An 18,317-nucleotide genomic window follows, 5' to 3' on the forward strand; every position below is an offset into this window, starting at 1 on the left:
AAAGGTACAATAGCGTAGCCATTTTAACATTCTAAAATAATACGCGATTGAACTTAAGGGTGCCGACTTAACGGTCAACTGAAGGTTCTTTTAAGCAAGCCACAGGCGAACAAACAATGACACAACTGAAGATATTTTATGATGGCACTTGTCCATTATGTGCAAAAGAGATGGCAGCACTGACTAAGTCTGATTCCAAAGATCAGATCCAGACCGTCGATATCTACAGTGAAGCGTTTTCAAACTACCCGCAAATAGATGCCGAGGCAGCCAATACAATCTTGCATGCACTGGACGAAAACGGAAAGCTGCTGCTCGGTTTAGACGTGACTTACCAAGCGTGGAAGCTAGTAGGAAAGGGTTGGCTGTATGCCCCGTTACGTTGGGCGATTTTTAAGCCAATGGCAGATTGGTGTTATCTACGGTTTGCCAAAAATCGATATAAGATTTCGTTTTGGCTAACCGGAAAATCACGTTGCAACGGTAACAGCTGCACAAAATAGTGTTGAGTTAAGACATGCCGCTGGCGACTTTGTAGTAAACGATGCCAAATAGGGCTGCGAACACCAATACCGTAACGGCCACTTTCAACCAAATAAATTTCATGCTTTGTCCTTTTAATTCTGTTTACTGTTCCACGCGACAAGTTAGCACAACAAAACATACGGTTGTGTAATGATTGATAGAACTTTGTAGTCATACCAATCACAGTAGGTAAGTGTCAAGAAATAGCGCAGGAAAAAAGCTTGAGAACAAGGCGGATTTTTTAGATAAGTAGTTATTCTACAATCAAAAAATCTAACGACTTTATCGAGATTTTTAACAAGCTAGGGTGAACAGTTATTTACTACGATTGGTATCAACCCTGATTCCCAGAGAGAACCTTTATGTCGGCAAAAGAGAGAAACCTTCCCACACATCGAATTTCTAGATTCAGTAAGTTCGCTTCGTTGGCGACAAGAGTCGCGGGTAACGTGCTAACGGAAGGCACCAAACAAATTGCACAAGGCAACAGGCCCAAAGCAAAAGACTTACTGTTAACGCCACAAAACATTGCTCGCCTGACCGATCAACTCGCACACCTGCGCGGTGCGGCTATGAAGTTAGGACAGATGCTATCAATGGATGCGGGTGATGTCTTAGAACCAGAGTTAGCCGACATTCTCTCTCGCCTGCGCTCCGATGCCGATCCACTGCCAACAAAACAGCTCAATCAAGTGTTAGAAAGCTCGCTCGGGAACCATTGGAAAACCGAATTCCTGTCCTTCAATTTTAAACCGATCGCCAGTGCATCTATCGGACAAGTTCACCAAGCCTATAGTGATGCTGGGGACAAACTCGCAGTCAAAGTCCAATACCCCGGCATTAGAAAAAGTATCGACAGTGATGTAGATAACGTGGGCACGCTGCTCAATATTGTTGGCTTGATACCAAAGTCGGTCGACTACAAAGGCTTGTTAGAAGAGGCAAAGAAACAGCTCCACGATGAAGCAGACTATGCTCGCGAAGCTGATTACGCAACTCGTTACCATGATGCATTGAAAGAATACTCTCACTTCGTCGTACCTAAGATTCATCCGCAAGTCTCTTCAGAATCGGTGCTCGCCATGGACTTCATCGAAGGCGTCTCGATAGAGCAAATCGAAAGTTACGACCAAAGCACACGTGACTTTGTAATGCACAGCTTACTGGAGCTTCTGTTCAGAGAGTTGTTCGATTTTAAGATGGTGCAAACCGATCCCAATTTCGCCAACTACCTTTATGTTGAAAACACCCGACAAATTGGCTTATTAGATTTCGGAGCAACCCGTGAGTACAGTGACCGCTTCAGCGAGGGTTATCGCTTGGCCTTTTCCTCTGTCATTAACAACGATGAGCAAGTGCTCAACCGAGCTTTAGAGCAAATAGGATTCTTTAGCGAGACAATTCTTCCCGAACAACGCCAAGCGATTCTAAATCTAGTGAAGATGGCCTGTGAGCCGATGTTAGTTGACGAAGAGTACGACTTCAAAGCCAGTGGATTGGCACAAAGGCTTCGTGAAGCAGGCACCATTTTGAGCATGGAACAAGAGTATTGGCATACGCCGCCCGCCGATGCGCTGTTCCTGCACCGAAAAATTGGTGGCATGTATCTATTAGCGGCTCGCCTTGGTGCAAAAGTGAATATCAGTCGCTTGGTCGCTCCATATCTTATCTCAGAGAGCAAAAGCACAACTAAAAGCGCGAGTTAATGAGACAGTAAATAATACGCAAAGTGATCATTTCATCGTGCTCAAGAGTAATAACCATTACGCCAACTAAAATGAGCCAACCCTATGAAATGTTCACTACTTTGCTCAACCGCACTGATTACAAGCCTCACGAGTTCCATCGCCTTTGCAGCGAGCTGTCCCGAAATACTTAATGGCAAACAGCGCTTGTTAAACTCAACCGAAGAAATCGCCTTGTGCGATGAGTTTCAAGGCAAAACTCTATTGGTGGTAAATACAGCGAGCCAATGTGGCTTCACTCCGCAGTTTGAGCAACTCGAGCAACTTCATCAAACCTACAAAGACCAAGGCTTCACGGTTATCGGTTTCCCAAGTAATGATTTTCGCCAAGACAAGGGAAGCGAAGAGAAGACGGCAAAGGTTTGTTACCTAGACTATGGCGTGACCTTCCCAATGATGGCGCGAGCTTCACTGTCTGGTAGCAACGCCAACCCCGTGTTTACAGAGATACAACAGCAAGCGGGCGTAACGCCTAAATGGAACTTTTACAAATTCTTGATCAGTAAAGAAGGTAAAGTCGTCGCCACCTTCCCTAGCTCCACATCTCCAGTGAGTGCCACGCTCAAAAACGCGATTGAGCAGCAGTTATGAAGGCGGATTACATGGCAACAACTCAAACCCGTAACACCATGGCCAAACTGGGGTACATGGGGTTAATTCCGTTTTTATTCGGTCTTCTCCTTTCGCTCACCGACAGCCAATTTATGGGGATAAGCGGTGAAACGCTGTTCATCACCTACAGCGTGGCAATTTTGAGTTTTCTTTCAGGGATCTTGTGGGCAAATGGCATCGAAAACTTTGAAAGCCAATCAAGTAACAAAGCACTGCTAATAAGCAACGCGATTGTGCTCATCGCTTGGCTGGCAGTATTGCTTGGCGAACAAAAAGAGCTAGTGACAACTCTGATTCTCATCTTTGGTTATATTGCGGTTTGGCGAGCTGAAAGGACGATGAGAGAAGAGAGCCAGAGCCAAGGTCCTGATGGCTACTTTGATATGAGGACTCGGCTGACCTCTAGTGTCGTGTTAATGCACGGTATCGTGATGCTAACCTAGAGCTACGAGATTGTCTTTGAAGTGTGAGCCTTTGATTTAGTTAAGCGCCTTTGTTAAAAACCGTTAGCAACAATCTAGATGATGAGCTTCATCACTAACCTCGTCTCATCATCACCAAAGTAGTTGTCTTCTTGCTTGATGGTAACGAACCCCATCGATGCATAAAGCGCAAGAGCCGATGTGTTATTTGGGTCTACAGTGAGCAAAAGCCTAGCATCTCGAGGCAACTGCTCAACCGCCTGTTGCATCAGTTTCCGGCCAACTCCCATGCCACGATAATTCTGGTCTACAGCCAATGATAGGACCCAAAACTCATTCTGCTTGTCTGTGGTTGTCGTTAAGGCATAGCCAGCAATCTTTGAGTCTTGCTTAGCAACCAATAAACCTTTTCCCCAGCAATCAAAGGCCTGACGAAAGAAAAACAGCGGATAGGCGTGAGCGCCAAACAAAGCATGTTCAAGCTGGTAGATATCAGCCAGTTCTTGTTTTTCCGCACAAACAACATTCATAGATAGACCTCATTTAAACCGAACCTCAAGTTTAAACATGCAAACTCAAAGGTGCTATTAATAATATATCAACAGCCTAAAGGCTTACGAACTACCTTAACGAAGATGCCACTTAACTAACGCCTGAGGAGTAGATTAGGTTACTTATGTTTTACTGTCGAATAACCAACAAATTTGCGCCAGATAACGCAAGAAAAACCGAGCACGCTTTGTTGAAACGTTTTGCCATTTGTGGCTTAGAGAACCAGTTTCTGAGGTATAAGCCAAATGCCGCGTAGATCGATATCGCGAGCATTTCTAACACTAGAAAGGTGCTACCTAAAACAAAGAATTGAGTATTTACGTTCGCTGAAACATCGACAAATTGAGGAAGGAATGCAGTGAAAATGAGTATCGCTTTTGGATTGCCAGCAGCGAGTGCAAATTCTTGTTTAAACAGACCAAACCAATTCTTATTTCGTTCGATATCCACGACCGGACTGGCGTGTGAGCGCCATAGGTTGAACGCGATCCACAACAGATACATCGCGCCAAATAGTTTGATCAGGAAAAACAGCGTTTCAGAAGTATAAAGCACAACCGCTAAGCCAGATGCAGCCAAAGCAATCATGCCAGAAAAAGCGAGGATTCTTCCTAGGTCTGCGACAAAGGCGGCCTGAAATCCGTAACAACGGGCGTTGTTCATTGATAACAAATTGTTTGGGCCCGGAGTCATGTTGAGCGCAAAACAAGCGGGGATGAATAGCATTAACTTCCAGATTTCCATTGGTGCTTCCTAATTGCCAAATGCCGTGATTATAAAATCCTTAAACAAGGTCTTATCGTTTATAACAGCATTTCATATCTTTTGTAACTGCATAAAAAATAAGCACCAAATCTATACAGTAAATTTTCAATCAGTTCTCAAGAAACTGTTCGTACTCGGGTGTCGCTAGATTTTCGGCGACACCAATCTCACCGACGAAATAGATAGCGCTCGCAATTGTATCTATCGTTGGGTTTGATTCTCGCTCTGGGAAGTCGCCAACAGCAGGAACAGATTTTGGCGCAGACACCGAACTACAAACAAGGCTATTACATACCCTGTTTTGATTTTCTAAGGAGATAGCTTCAGGAACGTCAAAGTGCTGAGTGAGTACGTCGTGGTTAGACAATTCAGACGAAGCGTACGATAAGGTTGAGAATAGAGCTGAGAGCACAATCCACTTGTTCATGTATCTTTCCATTGATGGCATTCATTGAATTTATAAATACTATCGGATCTCACACATTATGAACAGTGTTTTATTTTAATTTGCGTGAGACTGCTTACCCAGCATCAACTTGTCGAGCAGAGCTTGCGGGACAACGATCACTGAGTATTTAACAAAGGCCACCAGCGCGATTACACCAACAGCCGATCCAAGAATAAAGTCATGGACATCAACCAACACCAATCCCAGAAGTTGATCACTCGCTATCGCTACTAATGCGATGCTAACTGCGGTTACCCACTTGCTGTGTTCATAAGGTAATTGTTCCATCGCTTGGCTTACAACATACAGAAGCATGAGCCGCACAACATAAGTTGCACAAAGAACCGCGACAACACCCCACACGCCATAAATAGGCGTCACTGTGAAATAACCAATGGCCGCCAAGACCGCACATCCACCTTGAATCCACATTTGAGATTGACTCGAATCGCCACTGAAACAACCAAGGTTAAGATAATCACCTGCATTTTTGATAACGCTAATCGCAAGCAGCGCAACAACAATGGCCCCCGCGTAATGATAACTGCTCGGTAAAATGAGAGAAATAAATCCGGGTACCGTTAGAATCATCAACGAACCTAAAACAATGGCGAGGTTCACTCCGACTAACGCCCTATCGGCACACATCTTACTGCCACCCGGCTGTTGAAGCATCGCCACACGGTTTGGAAACCACCAAAGCGCGTAAGGCTGCAACAACAGACCAAGAATCAACGCGAACTTTCCGCTAACCGCATAAATCGCGAGTTCTTCGACACCGACGAAGCTTGCCATTACCCAGCGGTCGAGCCCCATGATCATATACATTGATGCACCGCCAACCAGAACGGGCAGTCCGAATTTTAAGATCTTCGCCGAGTATTTGAAGCAACCAAAAGATCCCATCTCTTGCCATTGATAACGCACTAAACAAACCATTAGCAACACACTGGATACCGCAGCTGAAATCAACACGCCATCTATACCGTATCCAGCCTCAAGCAAAACAAAAGTCATGATGGCTTGAACACCGGCTTTCAACACATTGAGCATGCAAAAACGTTTCGCCATCGCGTTCATACGCATCAGCGTTAGCGGGATAGAAATCGCCCCATCGAGCATGGTAGGAATAAGCAGAAGCAGTATCTGGTAAGGCTGGAATTCAACTGGCAACATTAAGATTAACAACGGCATACTGAGGGCAATCAAGGCGCCCCCAAGCACGCACACCAGCACGCTCAATGTGAAGCAGTTCGAGACGAGCTTTTGCTTTTCATCACCTTCGGCGACACCCACATAACGATACATGGCATCGACAATACCGAAGCTGAACAATATCGTCCCAATGTCTGCCAGCAAGACAATGGCTTCTAAGGAACCATACTCTGCCAACGTCATATTGTGCGTAATGTACGGGATCATCACCAATGAAATCCCTTTCATCATTAATATACCGATGGCGTAGTAAGCCGACTGCTTTAAAGAACCCATAGTCGTCACCTTTTCCTTACCAAGCTGGCTTTAGGAAACTTTTACAGTCTCCAATTAGGTGTCGCAATGTGCGTTTTTGAGGTGACATGACCAAAGAACGGAAACTGTAGGCAATAGCCTGTCTATTCTGTTGTAAACCTCGATAATAGTCAGCATAACCTTCCAGTATTCTCGCCTTTGCGATTTTGAAGCTAGAAGTGGGTAGATTCCATCGTTGACTGTCATTTTGGTAATGTTGAAGAATAGTCTCTATAGACTGCAAATTTCTCAATTTAAGACTTTCAGTTTGGGTAACAGAGCTCGCTCTCATCAAGTAGCCAACCTGCACCGAGTTCAACACACCGATCTGATGGTTTTCACTCATTCGAAGCCACAGTTCCCAATCTTCCCCATACTTGATGTCAGCATTGAAACTGTCTGTTTGAGAAAACACATCCGCTTTCACCATGACCGTTGATGTTCCAATCACGTTATTTTCTATGATGAACTCCAACGGGTTCTCGATATTGATGAACAGCTCATCTTGATCTTGAAACTGCGACCAGTAACTAAAGCAGTCGACTATTACTTGGTAATCTTCAGTAAGATGCTCGTAGTTAGTAAAGCTCATCGCGAGATCAGGGTAACGTTGATGAAATTCGAGTTGGCGCTCAATTTTTTCAGGAAACCAGAAATCGTCTGCGTCTAAAAAAGCGATGTATTCACCGGTCGCCTTTTCAATCCCTAGGTTTCTCGCTTGAGGCGCACCAACACCCAATGTGGACAACGTAATAATGCGTTCATCGTCTATAGAAGCAAGATACGTCGACGTTCCATCGTTACTGTTATCGTCAATGACAATCAGCTCAACATCTTGATGAGTCTGCTTTAGTACACTGCCAATCGCTTTCGGCAGGTAATCCAAACAATTGTAGGTAGGAATAACAACACTTACTTTAGCCATAATGACGCCCTCAGATTTATACGTTATATGGCTGACGTTGCATGTTCTATGCCGAGAGTGTCTTGCTATGAAATCACATCTAGATCAGCCACCTACGCGTCCATTCTCAAAATGACGACCAAACACAGATGTTCAAAAAAACTGCAACTCCAATTTGATTATCAATTTGAGAAAACGAGCCACCTCTTAAGGGGTAACCTTCGAAAAGCAATCAGAAAGCCCTCCAAAGCTACGATTCGATCTTGGTTCGTATCTTGCTTTATTGGTTATTACCTTGGCTTGATAGCTTTAGTCATATGGATTTGAGGAGTAAGGAATGAAGAAAGTAGCATTTGTGGCGCCAACCTACCCAGTACTCAGTGAGACCTTCATTCAAACAGAAGTCGACTCTGTGAAAGCGTGTGGGCACGATGTTTGTGTAATGACGTTCAAAATTGAAAACAGCGAAAAACAGTTCGACTACGACATTGTCGAAATAGGTAAAAATGTTCGGATGGGTAAAGTCGCCAGCATTAACTGGATAGGGTTCATCAAGGCTGTCTCATTTATTTCTAAGCAAACCAGCATGCCGAAAAAGTCACTGTTCGCTTATGGGTTTAAATTAGCGCTGCAACTCGCGGAAAACGACGTCGAACACGTACATGCGCATTTCTGTCAGCACACCACAGCTCACGCCATCGTCGCGGCAAAACTGCTGAATATCACCTGCTCGTTCGTTGCTCATGGTCATGATGTTTATGAGTTCGCTTATGACATTGAACATAAAATTTCATCGAGTGATTTTGTGGTTGCAGTGTGTAAAGACATGCTTGCTGACTTCAACATCATGGCGAAAGGAAACATTAAACTCTTGCATTGCGGAGTTAATACCAAACAATTCCAACTCAACCCAAAAATCGAAACGAAGCAACTTCGCTTTGTTTTCCTTGGCCGATTAGTGGAGCAAAAAGGTATCCACCATCTTATTGATGCATTGGCGCCGATTGCCGAACCTCTCGATATTCATCTCGATATCGTCGGTACTGGCGATTTAGAGCAACAGTTAAAATTGCAGGTCAAAGAAAAAGGACTTGCTCGAAACGTGACCTTTCTTGGAGCGAAACCTCACGAATGGGTAAAAGAAAAACTATCGAACTATGACAGCCTAATCGCGCCCTTCTGTTTTTCCGAAACCGGATGTGTGGATACAGGGCCTCTGGTTTTAAAAGAAGCGATGGCTGTGGGAACACCAGTCATTACCACCAACATCATGGGATGCAAAGAGATCGTCTCACCAGAGACAGGCTTTGTGGTTAGCGAAAAAAACGTGGAAGAATTAAGAGAAGCGATTGAGCGTTTCGCGCAGCTAAGCAGCAACGATAAAGCATCGATGGGTTTAAAGGCACGTGAGAGAGTGAAAGACAGTTTTAATTCGATCAAACAAGCTCAGCAATTATCTCGTTGGATAGAGAACCCAGCTCAATAAGGATTAACTCAGGCAGTAAGCATCGCAAGGGCTGCTACGTCTCACAAGAACGACTAAGCACCATAAGAAAGCGGAGCACCACAAAACAAAAGAGCGCTACATCAATTTGAAATGTAACGCTCGTCAAACACTGCCCAATGATCGCGACTTATGCTTTCAGTAACTTTCATTAGCTTTTCATTAGCTTTTCATTAAGAAGCCTAACTAGCCTGCTCGCAGTGCCAAAATAGACTCAATATCTTCGATGTCACGATATTGAGCGAGTTGTTGCTCTTTCGATGAAATAGCCACAATCGACATTCTATCGGCCAGTTCGTTACCTTCAATACCAACGTGTCCGTTCACATGGTAGATGGTAATTTTTGAAGCCAGTTCTTGGTAGAGCGCATATGCAGGCTTAATAATATCGAGGTTTTTGATCTCGCCGCCAGACTTGGTCCAGCCCTTTTTCTCCCAACCCGTTGCCCACTTAGTAATACAATCTATCGAGTACTTAGAGTCACAATAGATCGCTACAGACAGACCCGCGTTTAGCTTCTCTTTTGCGAGCAAAAACGCCTGTTTAAGGCCATGCAACTCAGCGGTATTATTGGTACCAACAGGTTGATACAAGCCATACCACAATTCGGTTAATTGGTTGTTTTGGTATACCGCTAACCCCGTCCCTGCTTCACCAGGGTTTGGTTCACACGCACCATCGGTAAAGATCTTGATATCAAAAGGCATATCTGTGATTTGCTGCTCCGAAAGAGGCGGCACCTTAGCTTTCGTCGCCTTACCCGCAGAGTTTGGCTTTGTCGCTGTAGAACCTGACGCAGACGACGTTTTACCACCGAAAGCAGACTCAGCCTCGCCTAGTGTTGGGAACGATTTATATCTCGCACCAGCAAAGCCATCGACTTGAGACTTACAGTCATTCCAAGTGGTAAAAATACCCGGTGTGCGACCTTTCCAAACCACATAATATTTCTTAGCCAAACTAACTCCTTACCAAAACCTAAATACACAATACCCACACCTAAAATGATTCAGCTATGGGGTAGTAATTATGCCTGATTACGCTTGAAACACATAAATCATTGCATGAAATGCAGCGTGTGTTTCAAGAATATCTACGTTATCGACCAAGTATAGAGCGTTATTTCTAATCACAAACCTAACGGCTTCTGATCAAGAACCTCTATGTGCTTCAAGGTCTTGTTTTAGTTTGGTCGTTAACTTTTGAACTTTTGGGAGAACTTGTTGCATTAACGACTGAGTCATGATCATTGACTCTGTTGTCACGGTTGGCATTTTTTTCAGAATGCTTTTTCCATGTTCTGTTTTGTAGAAATCGATCATTGCACTGAGCTCTTCTTCAGTGAATTGATTGCTGTAAATCGTTACAATTCCTGGCTCTAGCTTTTGCCAGCTAACCTCCTCTTTCATTAAGTCGTTCATGCCCTGATAGTAATCATCAAAAATAGCTTGTTCTGACTCTGAAACCCCTAGGTCTTTAGACATATTAGCCATCATGCTATCCATTTGAACGTATACCGCGTCCAATGTGGAATCGACATCCATAATCTGAAGAAGCTCTTTTATCAGAGCTTGCCTATCATCTTGTGCCGCTGATAATTGCAGCGGTACGAGTAGAAATAAAATTGCGAAAAATCTATACATTTTGAGGTCCCTTTAGCTTTGTAAAACAGCTGAAATATCTTTCCAAACATCTCAACACATTGAATTACCTGCAAATTTACTCACTTTTCATCCATAAGTAAAACGAATTAAACAGTACAAAATAATATAAAATCAATTGCATTTGAATGTGAGGAATTTATTGGACAGATATGAGGAAGGCGAAGAGAGGAACAGAGCGCTTTTGAATAAAGAACCACAAGAGAACTAGAGCCTAAAAGCACTCGTTTCAAGTAATGAGTCATACACTTGAAACGAGGATAACTAATGGCGTGACACGACGTATCAATTGAGCTACGAATCAGTTAAAAAGGTAATCAACCGCAACGAGGTTATAGAACAAAAACACCGCCATGCTGACGCCGATAGTAAGTAGCACATTGCCTGTTTTCCAAATCAACAGACCTGTGACCAGCGCGCCTATCAAGTATGGGTTTTCAAAGCTTGGCCAAAATGTCTGCTCTGGTGCAAATACAATCGGCCCCCAAATTGCAGTAAGCACAGCTGGGCTTGAATAGCGTAACAGGCGACGCGTGGTTTGATTTAATCGAAGCGGGATTGCTGGCTCTAGAAACAGATACCGACTAAAAAAAACAATCGCTGTCATAAGGAATATCGTTAACCAAATCATCTCTATTTCCCCTCCACAATTGTCTTGTTACCGTTGTTTCGCTCTTGGAACGATTCGCTGATAAAGCCCGCTAACATACCGGCAATCGCTGCAATCATTAGCCCGCCCTCAATATTGTTAACCGACATGGCAACCGAAGTGACCAGTGAAACCACCACACACACCACGACGGGTAGAGTTCGGATTAATGGGAACACCAAAGCGATAAAGGTTGCTGCGACCACGAAATCGAGCCCAATTTCATTGAGTGAAGGAATTTGGCTTCCCGCGACAATGCCAACGAAGCTCGCAATATTCCAAACGAGATAAAAACCGCCGCCTACACCCGCAGCATACCAGCGATTAAATTCATTCTGAGACTGCCCACTACAAATCGCGAACAGCTCATCGGTGAGCCAAAATCCGAGTAATAGACGCCAACGCGCAGGAAGATGGCTGATTTTGTCACGCATCGATACGCTATACAGAAAGTGTCTTGAGGTGATGAACAGTGTGGTCAACAACATAGTGCCTAAACCAATACCCGCTTTGAACATACCCGCAGCGACAAGTTGCGCTGAGCCAGCAAACAAAATAGCCGACATCGCTTGCGCTTGAAGTTGATTCAATCCGGCATCTATCGCATATGAACCGGCTAGAATTCCCCAAGGGATCACCGCAATGCTCAAGGGCATTCCCGCTAAAACGCCCTTCCATAACTGTGTTCGTCTATCCATTCTTTCACTATCCATATAGTTCTTTTCTCTTTTCACATTAGCTATTCAATGTAAGAGGAGTTGAGTCGGTTCGATTGTACAAACTTGCTCGATTTCGCGAACGAATTAGAGCATTTTAATGTATTGCCCCGGCGTGTAGCCATTGGCCTTTTTGAAGTGTCGATGAAAATGGCTTTGATCATGAAAGCCACACTCTTGCGCGGTATCTGAAATGGTATGTCCTTGTTTCAATAACTTACGCGAAAGCCTTAACCGAGATTGGATTTGATACGCATGTGGCGGAAGACCAAACTCTTTTTGAAAAGAACGCACTAAGTGAAACGGGCTCAATGCCGCCAGTTTAGAGAGTTCTTCTAGAGACACATCGGCTTGTGGAAAGTCATCTAAGAACTCTTTCACTAAGACAAGCTGGCGCTGAGTTTTCCCATCGAGTTGAGGGTTAAGCGGCGATTTTCCGTGTCGGCTAATCAGTTTAACCAACATTCCGTACATCAAGGTTTCTCTTAACAAGCGATTGTCAGATTCATCAATCGTGTTAAAGACTAATCTCAATTGATTAGCGAGTTCAGGGTCTTCAACAACCGCTCTTGGGAAGTAAGGCGCGCCGTAGTTCGGTAGGTTAAGCTCTTGAGTGATCTTGGCAAGTTGCTCTGGGAGTGGATACATGGCTCGATATGCCCAACCACCTTCAGTGGCAGAGTGACCGCTATGAACTTCGTCGGCATTGACCAGAATAATCGCATTTTGTGGCGCAATATGATGCCCGCCCGTTCGATAGAAACGCTGAGCGCCCTGCTCGATGACTCCCAGCGTGTAGCCCTCGTGGCTGTGGCGCGAGAAGTTCTGCTTTTCGTATTCAGCATTAAGAATTTCAAGGCCGCCGAGCTCTTCGGTTATCTTATATTCGGCCTTCTCTTTAGAGCGTTTCTTGTTCTCCATAACAATTCCCAAGCCTGTTGATTATCGAGCGACTTATCAGTCTACTCTATAGGCTCTTTCAGCTTTTGTACAAAATTGCGCTTTTGTTTGTTAATACTGTTTTTATCGTTGGCTTAATAACGCTTTCTAACTGGGAGGAAAGTCTTGGTCTATAACTAGTTGGCGAGAAATTGACAAATTAGTGTGGCAATCATGGCAATACTCTCTTCAAATCATCGGCAATAGACCTGATACACCATGAAAAATACGCTAATCCTTTTCTTTTTCCTGAGCCTAACAGGATGTACTCATAACCAATCAAAAGCACTGAGCATGAACTCCTCGTCGGTTAACACATACCCACAATCGATGTCGAACCTGCAACTGTGCGACACCTTGTATTACGGGCGCTCAAGTAACCAGACACTCGCAGCAATTGGCAGTGAATTCAATCGAAGAGGGTTATCCAAGAGTTGGTGTGACACCGAAACCAACAAGCTTTATCTAACCAAGACAATTGATTGGGTTGCTGACCAAGTAGAAGACAAAGAAGATTCAGAGGAAGAAGCGTCGGCAGTGGTGTTGCCAGCGAATTAGAACGGGTTAGCAATGTTGTTTGCTTATTAGCCGAGCTACCTAGTCAGGACTAGCCGAACTTACTTTATTGTTCAGGCACATCATTGATATGTTGTGACACACGAACTAGCTTACTGGTTTTAAAACCCATGCTCTGCGCCCGTTCAATCAGCGAGTCTAAGTCTTGTTTGGTGAACTCTGCAGTGCGATACAAGATCTGTAAGGTATTTTTGGTAGGACCCACCAACAAAGCCTGAGTGTAATCTTCATTCAAGAAAATTACCTTTCTCTGCTTCTCATAAGGGCTATTCGCTTCGACTGAAAACCACGCTTCGGTTTGAGAGCCCTTAAATGTTGCGGCTTGTTCTTTGGTCTTCCACTCATTCTTTTTCGCGTTGTAGCCTCGAGTTGTCAGCTTAAGATTACCGTCAGATTCAAATAAAAAGCTAAACGACAAAGAACCGAGCTTTGATTGCAATGGATGCGGGATAAAACAAGCGGAATACCATGTACCAGCGAAGCGTTCGGCATCAAAGTCAGAGGCGGGGATTTTAGACGTAGGTTTACTGCCACGAAACGTAAACAACAGCTTAATCATTAGCATCGCTAATATTTTGTATGTCATGTCACTTACTCTTTATTCGATTGTTATTAGACCCACACCTTCGATCGCATAATCAGTCGACGAATTGGTCTGTTTTTACAAGCTTAGCCAACAAGATCTTTAACTGCTTGGATTCGTCTTCACTCAACGCACTCTGAAACTGCTCGCTGATACTATCGACCATAGGCTCACAATATTCGGCAAGCTTCTTGCCCTCTTCCGTTAAAGAAAGAAGTTTTACCTTTTTGTTCGTTTCACTCTTGCTGGCCTCAATAAGGTTCAGCTTAATCGCGTTATCAACCAAACGCTTGGTCACAGAGCGATTTCGAAGCAAGTAATTGGTTAACTCTTGCTGAGTGATTTTGCCATGCTTATCTAACACTCGAAGCGCACCAAACATCTCTAGAGAAATGCCCGAAGTGGTGCCCATCTCAGCGGTGACTTGAGCTCGAAACTGTTTGTAAGCAAAGCCCATTAAGAACATAGGATTGCTGTCGAGTGCATCAATTCCGGTGATGGATAATGCTGGTTGATTTTCCATATATAATTCCTTGGCAGACCACTAATAATACCAACACGATGGACATTAACTCTGCACGAAAGTAGGTATCTTGCAAACCAAGATCGGTTGCTGAAACATAGAGTTGCAATGGTAGCATAGTTCCTAACATCGCTTCAGTATGCATACCTCGCACGCCACCACGACTGCCGCTGATCCAAATTGCTATCATGGTCACCAAGCTTGTTAGTCCAATGATATACACCCAATTATAGGAGTGTTGCCCCGCTAACAAGGTTACGAAGACCAACGCCAATGCACAACCACCAACGTGGGCTTGTAAACAGTTTTTCACCACCATTTGATAGTTCATGCGTTCACTTTGCGCAGCCGCAATAATCACAGGCATCATACAGAACGTCGCGGCAATCAAATCGACCATCATCAAAAATGCTAAACCAACTCCAAGCATGACCACATATATCACTCGCTGCTGGTACGTCACAGGAACACTTTGCATTGGCAGCGGCGACATCGCTTTGGGCGGCTTTAAGAACAGCATCACAAATCTCACCACAACCATGGTCGTCACCATGCTCACTGCTATATCGCGAACCCAGTCCGTCATCGGCATTGGGCCATGTTGTGCAAACACAATCACCAAAAACCAATTGAGCAATGGGATGTAGATTTTCCCAAGTTTGGCAGGCGTGTCGGCCCACCTTCTTGCTAAATCAAATACCCATAAACTGATCCCCCAAACCACTGCCGGGTGTGAGGCAAATAACTGATCGACAAGCAGAGCCACACAAGCGACACCCAAGATAGGGAGAAACGCTTTGAGCATACCTCTCACTGAGTAGTCGTTAATCTTGGTCGCCGCCATTACCGGATAAAGAGCGAGGTACGCCGCAACACCTAGCTGTAGCCAAAGTTGAGCCAACATACCCAAAGACACGATAGCGCTGATCCAAGCTACTTCAGACCAGTTAATCGGGCCTCGAACTTCGTTATTCATAATCTGCCTCTTAGGTCGTAAATCGTTATTTCGTCAGTGGGTAGTCAGTTAGTCGATGATTGAAGAGCACAGTTAAACTAGGTAACGAATGCGAGCTAGCACTTCCATCCATGCACTTCCGATCACATCCCAAAACGTCGCTTCAGGCACCACCATCACGCTCACTTTAGAGCCTGAGAACAATGAATGATCAAGTGACGGCAACGTTACTTGTGTACGCACTTTTTGTTGGTCTCGAATCCAGCGATCATCATTCACGACTTTCGCGAGGCCGCTGTTGTCGCTGCTCGCATCATAGATAGCCAGTTCACGACCTTGAATATTTCCCTCAAACACCTCACCAGGCATTGCATCAAACACCAAACGAACGGTTGTTCCCGCAGTCAGATTTGCACTGCCCTTTTCGTTGAAGTCTGCGTTAATCCAAGCATGCTGGCGATCAACCAAAAACAAAACGGGGCTGCCAGCGCCAACATAGGTTCCTGAGTTAAGGTTGAGATTGCTGATTACGCCATCAACAGGCGCGACGATTGTCGTTTTGTCCAAATCCAATTGCGCCAGTTCAACGCGAGTTCGAGCAACAGCCAAAGCACCGTTGTCGCTGCTTTTCTCAAGCTCAGCTTTTATCTGCTCAATATCGGCTTGCGCAGCTTCGACGGCTTGCTGTCTTACAATCGTGTCCGATCGGCTATCGTCTAGCGTTTCTTGGCTAACAAGTTTTCTCGAAATCAATTGCTGGTTACGCTTCAATTTTCTCTCGGCATTCAGAGCTTCGTGTTGGCGCTGACGTAACGTCGCTTCCGCGCCATGCAAGTGCTGCTTGTTTGCTTCATAGCTTTGCTCTGCTTCAACCAAAGCCGCTTCAGCCTGAGTTAACGCCAATTCAAAACGAGTTGGATCTAAGCGAACTAGCAGTTCCCCTTTTTTTACATCCTGACCATTCTTAACAGCCAACTCCACCACTGGCGCCGACACTTCTGCAGCAATACGGCTGGTTGGAATGTGCAATTGAGCTTGAGTTGTGAACGGCGCAAGGTTGTCACTTGCCACCAAGAAAAGAGCAAACAAGGCACTGGTGCCAAGTGTTAGATAGAGCATCCATTGATACGCTTTATTAGCCATAATGTTTCACCTGCAACAAAATAATGCGCTCATTGTATTGATTTTTGTTTCAGATGCAACATAAATCAAAGGTGAGTATCTTAAAGATCTTGCGAGAAGTACAGCAAGCTACTGTTTATGAAACATATAAATAGAAATTTAGATAAGAAAAAGTCGTGTAGTTAGTTTGGGAAGCAAGAGTTCCAGAAGTTATCTAATGCCTTTGCTCACAATGATATGCATTAACATTGATATTCTTTAACATTTGATTAACCAACTTATCCATTAAAACTATAAGGAAATAAAAATGAAGTGGATATTTGTTGTATTCGTCAGTGTTTTCTCAGTATTTACTTACGCAAAAGATTGGAAGCAAATCCGATTTACGGTGGAAGGAGCATACCCACCATTCAGCTGGACAACGCAAGATGGTGAATTAGAGGGGTTTGAAGTCGATTTAGCCAACGCCTTGTGTATCGAATTAGAAGTAAAATGTATCATCTCAAAGACTGATTGGGACGGTATTATCCCATCACTTTTAAGCCGTAAAAACGATGCAATTATAGCGGCTATGACCATTACCGAAGAACGTGAAAAGAAAGTTAATTTCACTATGCCTTACGCTAAAGTTCCCACTCGTTTTGTCATGGAAAAGGGGCGTGAAATCAATATGGATGACGGCAGCTTAAATGAACTAACAATTGGGGTTCAACGAGCAACTATTGGTGACAAGTACCTTTCTGAGATCTATCCAGATGTAGATATCAAACGTTACGGCTCATTCGATGAAGCCTTTACCGACTTACTCAACGGCCGCTTAGATAGCGTGTTTGGTGGTTCAATGGGGCTCAACGCAGGCTTTCTGGAAACGGATCAGGGTAAGGACTATCACTTTACAGGCCCTAAATTCACAGAAGAGAAGTGGTTTGGCCGTGGTATTGGAGTCGCTGTTAGAAAACAAGATGACGAATTAAAAGATCTTATCGATAGTGGAATACAAAGACTGATCGACAATGGTCAACATCAAAAAATCGCAAGTAAATACTTTTCATACAGCATTTACGAATAGGCTGATGTACAGAGTGAACACCACCAATCACGAACTGATGTTCACTTTTTGAAAGTTTCAGATAGCAAAAAGCCGTCACATAAGTAACTAATGCCGTTCGGATAAGCATTATTGCTTGAACCTGAACGGATATTTGGCTGGGACAAAGAGGACTGAACGTGGAAACGTTCGGTCCTTTCTTTTATCTGGAAGAATGAAGTGACTTAAACTGTCTCTCATCCTTTTCAGTTTTACAGGTAGAGTTCCGTCTGGACTTAAAGCTAACCAACGTAATTGCGCATCAATAAGGTTAATTGCGGCGGTAAAACTGACCCTAGTCGCTCGAACCCCGGCTTCTGAAGCTATCTTAACCATCTCTAATCGCACTAAGTTATAGGCAAGTAATACGCCCCAAAGCTCTTGCTTCACACCGGCAGAAAAACGACTTCGTAAAGTGACGTGACTTTGCAGTTGAGTCTGTTTAATTTCACCATAACCTTCTTCTATCTCCCAGCGTTGCCAATAAATACGCAGCAGGCTTGTAGTGGTCAACTGATA

Annotated in this window: 22 protein-coding genes; 7 read left to right on the forward strand and 15 right to left on the reverse strand. The window is 44.2% G+C overall.

Going from position 1 to position 18,317, the window contains the following annotated elements:
- The first annotated feature begins 116 nt into the window (after positions 1-116).
- The 4 genes from AB4133_RS03250 (at position 117) to AB4133_RS03265 (ending at position 3,325) form a co-directional block, all read left to right on the forward strand.
- Positions 117-503: a thiol-disulfide oxidoreductase DCC family protein gene (locus tag AB4133_RS03250; protein WP_136974207.1), complete on the forward strand. Its 387-nt coding sequence runs from the start codon at positions 117-119 to the stop codon at positions 501-503.
- 384 nt (positions 504-887) lie between these two features.
- Positions 888-2,231 carry an AarF/ABC1/UbiB kinase family protein gene (locus AB4133_RS03255; RefSeq protein ID WP_065584895.1) on the forward strand — a complete coding sequence of 448 codons (1,344 nt, stop codon included), beginning with the start codon at positions 888-890 and terminating at the stop codon, positions 2,229-2,231.
- Positions 2,232-2,315: 84 nt separating this feature from the next.
- Positions 2,316-2,861 (forward strand): glutathione peroxidase, encoded by a 546-nt coding sequence (locus AB4133_RS03260; RefSeq protein WP_017062212.1) that lies wholly within the window; start codon positions 2,316-2,318, stop codon positions 2,859-2,861.
- Positions 2,858-3,325 carry a DUF3429 domain-containing protein gene (locus tag AB4133_RS03265; RefSeq protein WP_372223965.1) on the forward strand — a complete coding sequence of 156 codons (468 nt, stop codon included), beginning with the start codon at positions 2,858-2,860 and terminating at the stop codon, positions 3,323-3,325. Before AB4133_RS03260 ends, AB4133_RS03265 begins: the two co-directional genes overlap by 4 nt.
- A 74-nt stretch (positions 3,326-3,399) precedes the next feature.
- On the opposite strand, the gene AB4133_RS03270 is transcribed toward AB4133_RS03265, so the two are convergent.
- From AB4133_RS03270 to AB4133_RS03290, 5 genes are all read right to left on the reverse strand, one after another.
- Entirely contained in the window at positions 3,400-3,834 is a 435-nt protein-coding gene (locus tag AB4133_RS03270; protein ID WP_372223966.1) for a GNAT family N-acetyltransferase, read from the reverse strand.
- Between the two features lie 151 nt (positions 3,835-3,985).
- Positions 3,986-4,600 carry a LysE family translocator gene (locus AB4133_RS03275; protein ID WP_372223967.1) on the reverse strand — a complete coding sequence of 205 codons (615 nt, stop codon included), beginning with the start codon at positions 4,598-4,600 and terminating at the stop codon, positions 3,986-3,988.
- Between the two features lie 130 nt (positions 4,601-4,730).
- On the reverse strand, positions 4,731-5,048 hold the full coding sequence (locus AB4133_RS03280) for a hypothetical protein (protein WP_372223968.1): 318 nt from the start codon (positions 5,046-5,048) through the stop codon (positions 4,731-4,733).
- Between the two features lie 75 nt (positions 5,049-5,123).
- Positions 5,124-6,560, reverse strand: a complete 1,437-nt coding sequence (locus tag AB4133_RS03285; protein ID WP_017067059.1) for a lipopolysaccharide biosynthesis protein — start codon at positions 6,558-6,560, stop codon at positions 5,124-5,126.
- A gap of 16 nt (positions 6,561-6,576) precedes the next feature.
- Entirely contained in the window at positions 6,577-7,503 is a 927-nt protein-coding gene (locus AB4133_RS03290) for a glycosyltransferase (protein WP_017062218.1), read from the reverse strand.
- Between the two features lie 316 nt (positions 7,504-7,819).
- Here AB4133_RS03290 and AB4133_RS03295 point away from each other — a divergent pair, with 316 nt between their 5' ends.
- Complete coding sequence (locus AB4133_RS03295) at positions 7,820-8,968, forward strand: glycosyltransferase family 4 protein (protein WP_372223969.1); 1,149 nt, start codon at positions 7,820-7,822, stop codon at positions 8,966-8,968.
- A gap of 204 nt (positions 8,969-9,172) precedes the next feature.
- Here the strand turns inward: AB4133_RS03295 and AB4133_RS03300 are convergent, their stop codons facing one another.
- From AB4133_RS03300 to AB4133_RS03320, 5 genes are all read right to left on the reverse strand, one after another.
- Entirely contained in the window at positions 9,173-9,946 is a 774-nt protein-coding gene (locus tag AB4133_RS03300; protein WP_136974212.1) for a viroplasmin family protein, read from the reverse strand.
- A 192-nt stretch (positions 9,947-10,138) separates the two neighbouring features.
- Positions 10,139-10,630, reverse strand: a complete 492-nt coding sequence (locus AB4133_RS03305; protein ID WP_017065236.1) for a DUF2059 domain-containing protein — start codon at positions 10,628-10,630, stop codon at positions 10,139-10,141.
- A 319-nt stretch (positions 10,631-10,949) separates the two neighbouring features.
- Positions 10,950-11,279 carry an AzlD domain-containing protein gene (locus AB4133_RS03310; protein WP_017078861.1) on the reverse strand — a complete coding sequence of 110 codons (330 nt, stop codon included), beginning with the start codon at positions 11,277-11,279 and terminating at the stop codon, positions 10,950-10,952.
- Positions 11,280-11,281: 2 nt separating this feature from the next.
- On the reverse strand, positions 11,282-12,010 hold the full coding sequence (locus AB4133_RS03315; RefSeq protein ID WP_372223970.1) for an AzlC family ABC transporter permease: 729 nt from the start codon (positions 12,008-12,010) through the stop codon (positions 11,282-11,284).
- A gap of 90 nt (positions 12,011-12,100) precedes the next feature.
- Positions 12,101-12,934: an AraC family transcriptional regulator gene (locus AB4133_RS03320; protein ID WP_048614742.1), complete on the reverse strand. Its 834-nt coding sequence runs from the start codon at positions 12,932-12,934 to the stop codon at positions 12,101-12,103.
- A gap of 237 nt (positions 12,935-13,171) precedes the next feature.
- Here AB4133_RS03320 and AB4133_RS03325 point away from each other — a divergent pair, with 237 nt between their 5' ends.
- Positions 13,172-13,510 carry a hypothetical protein gene (locus AB4133_RS03325; protein WP_017084570.1) on the forward strand — a complete coding sequence of 113 codons (339 nt, stop codon included), beginning with the start codon at positions 13,172-13,174 and terminating at the stop codon, positions 13,508-13,510.
- Between the two features lie 64 nt (positions 13,511-13,574).
- Here the strand turns inward: AB4133_RS03325 and AB4133_RS03330 are convergent, their stop codons facing one another.
- The 4 genes from AB4133_RS03330 to AB4133_RS03345 all read right to left on the reverse strand — a co-directional run bounded on the left by AB4133_RS03330 (position 13,575) and on the right by AB4133_RS03345 (position 16,732).
- On the reverse strand, positions 13,575-14,114 hold the full coding sequence (locus tag AB4133_RS03330; RefSeq protein WP_017062226.1) for a lipocalin family protein: 540 nt from the start codon (positions 14,112-14,114) through the stop codon (positions 13,575-13,577).
- Positions 14,115-14,166: 52 nt separating this feature from the next.
- Complete coding sequence (locus tag AB4133_RS03335; RefSeq protein WP_372223971.1) at positions 14,167-14,634, reverse strand: MarR family winged helix-turn-helix transcriptional regulator; 468 nt, start codon at positions 14,632-14,634, stop codon at positions 14,167-14,169.
- Positions 14,597-15,610, reverse strand: a complete 1,014-nt coding sequence (locus tag AB4133_RS03340) for a DUF2955 domain-containing protein (protein ID WP_017070267.1) — start codon at positions 15,608-15,610, stop codon at positions 14,597-14,599. The genes AB4133_RS03335 and AB4133_RS03340 overlap by 38 nt, the downstream gene beginning before the upstream one ends.
- A 72-nt stretch (positions 15,611-15,682) precedes the next feature.
- Positions 15,683-16,732 carry an HlyD family secretion protein gene (locus tag AB4133_RS03345; protein WP_017062229.1) on the reverse strand — a complete coding sequence of 350 codons (1,050 nt, stop codon included), beginning with the start codon at positions 16,730-16,732 and terminating at the stop codon, positions 15,683-15,685.
- A gap of 286 nt (positions 16,733-17,018) precedes the next feature.
- On the opposite strand from AB4133_RS03345, the gene AB4133_RS03350 reads away from it, so the two are divergent.
- A complete protein-coding gene (locus tag AB4133_RS03350; RefSeq protein ID WP_372223972.1) occupies positions 17,019-17,780 on the forward strand; it encodes a transporter substrate-binding domain-containing protein in 762 nt (253 codons plus the stop codon).
- A gap of 108 nt (positions 17,781-17,888) precedes the next feature.
- Here AB4133_RS03350 and AB4133_RS03355 read toward each other — a convergent pair.
- Positions 17,889-18,317: transposase (locus AB4133_RS03355; RefSeq protein ID WP_372223973.1), on the reverse strand; the 429-nt coding region annotated here is incomplete at its 5' end.

Origin of the sequence: Vibrio sp. 10N.286.52.F8 (assembly GCF_041468745.1) — a bacterium.
Lineage (GTDB): Bacteria > Pseudomonadota > Gammaproteobacteria > Enterobacterales > Vibrionaceae > Vibrio > Vibrio crassostreae_C.

Coding starts and splice junctions, on each gene's coding strand:
- AB4133_RS03250 (WP_136974207.1), top strand. CDS start 117: ATGACACAACTGAAGATATTTTATGATGGCACTTGTCCATTATGTGCA.
- AB4133_RS03255 (WP_065584895.1), top strand. CDS start 888: ATGTCGGCAAAAGAGAGAAACCTTCCCACACATCGAATTTCTAGATTC.
- AB4133_RS03260 (WP_017062212.1), top strand. CDS start 2,316: ATGAAATGTTCACTACTTTGCTCAACCGCACTGATTACAAGCCTCACG.
- AB4133_RS03265 (WP_372223965.1), top strand. CDS start 2,858: ATGAAGGCGGATTACATGGCAACAACTCAAACCCGTAACACCATGGCC.
- AB4133_RS03270 (WP_372223966.1), bottom strand. CDS start 3,834: ATGAATGTTGTTTGTGCGGAAAAACAAGAACTGGCTGATATCTACCAG.
- AB4133_RS03275 (WP_372223967.1), bottom strand. CDS start 4,600: ATGGAAATCTGGAAGTTAATGCTATTCATCCCCGCTTGTTTTGCGCTC.
- AB4133_RS03280 (WP_372223968.1), bottom strand. CDS start 5,048: ATGAACAAGTGGATTGTGCTCTCAGCTCTATTCTCAACCTTATCGTAC.
- AB4133_RS03285 (WP_017067059.1), bottom strand. CDS start 6,560: ATGGGTTCTTTAAAGCAGTCGGCTTACTACGCCATCGGTATATTAATG.
- AB4133_RS03290 (WP_017062218.1), bottom strand. CDS start 7,503: ATGGCTAAAGTAAGTGTTGTTATTCCTACCTACAATTGTTTGGATTAC.
- AB4133_RS03295 (WP_372223969.1), top strand. CDS start 7,820: ATGAAGAAAGTAGCATTTGTGGCGCCAACCTACCCAGTACTCAGTGAG.
- AB4133_RS03305 (WP_017065236.1), bottom strand. CDS start 10,630: ATGTATAGATTTTTCGCAATTTTATTTCTACTCGTACCGCTGCAATTA.
- AB4133_RS03310 (WP_017078861.1), bottom strand. CDS start 11,279: ATGATTTGGTTAACGATATTCCTTATGACAGCGATTGTTTTTTTTAGT.
- AB4133_RS03315 (WP_372223970.1), bottom strand. CDS start 12,010: ATGGATAGTGAAAGAATGGATAGACGAACACAGTTATGGAAGGGCGTT.
- AB4133_RS03320 (WP_048614742.1), bottom strand. CDS start 12,934: ATGGAGAACAAGAAACGCTCTAAAGAGAAGGCCGAATATAAGATAACC.
- AB4133_RS03325 (WP_017084570.1), top strand. CDS start 13,172: ATGAAAAATACGCTAATCCTTTTCTTTTTCCTGAGCCTAACAGGATGT.
- AB4133_RS03330 (WP_017062226.1), bottom strand. CDS start 14,114: ATGACATACAAAATATTAGCGATGCTAATGATTAAGCTGTTGTTTACG.
- AB4133_RS03335 (WP_372223971.1), bottom strand. CDS start 14,634: ATGGAAAATCAACCAGCATTATCCATCACCGGAATTGATGCACTCGAC.
- AB4133_RS03340 (WP_017070267.1), bottom strand. CDS start 15,610: ATGAATAACGAAGTTCGAGGCCCGATTAACTGGTCTGAAGTAGCTTGG.
- AB4133_RS03345 (WP_017062229.1), bottom strand. CDS start 16,732: ATGGCTAATAAAGCGTATCAATGGATGCTCTATCTAACACTTGGCACC.
- AB4133_RS03350 (WP_372223972.1), top strand. CDS start 17,019: ATGAAGTGGATATTTGTTGTATTCGTCAGTGTTTTCTCAGTATTTACT.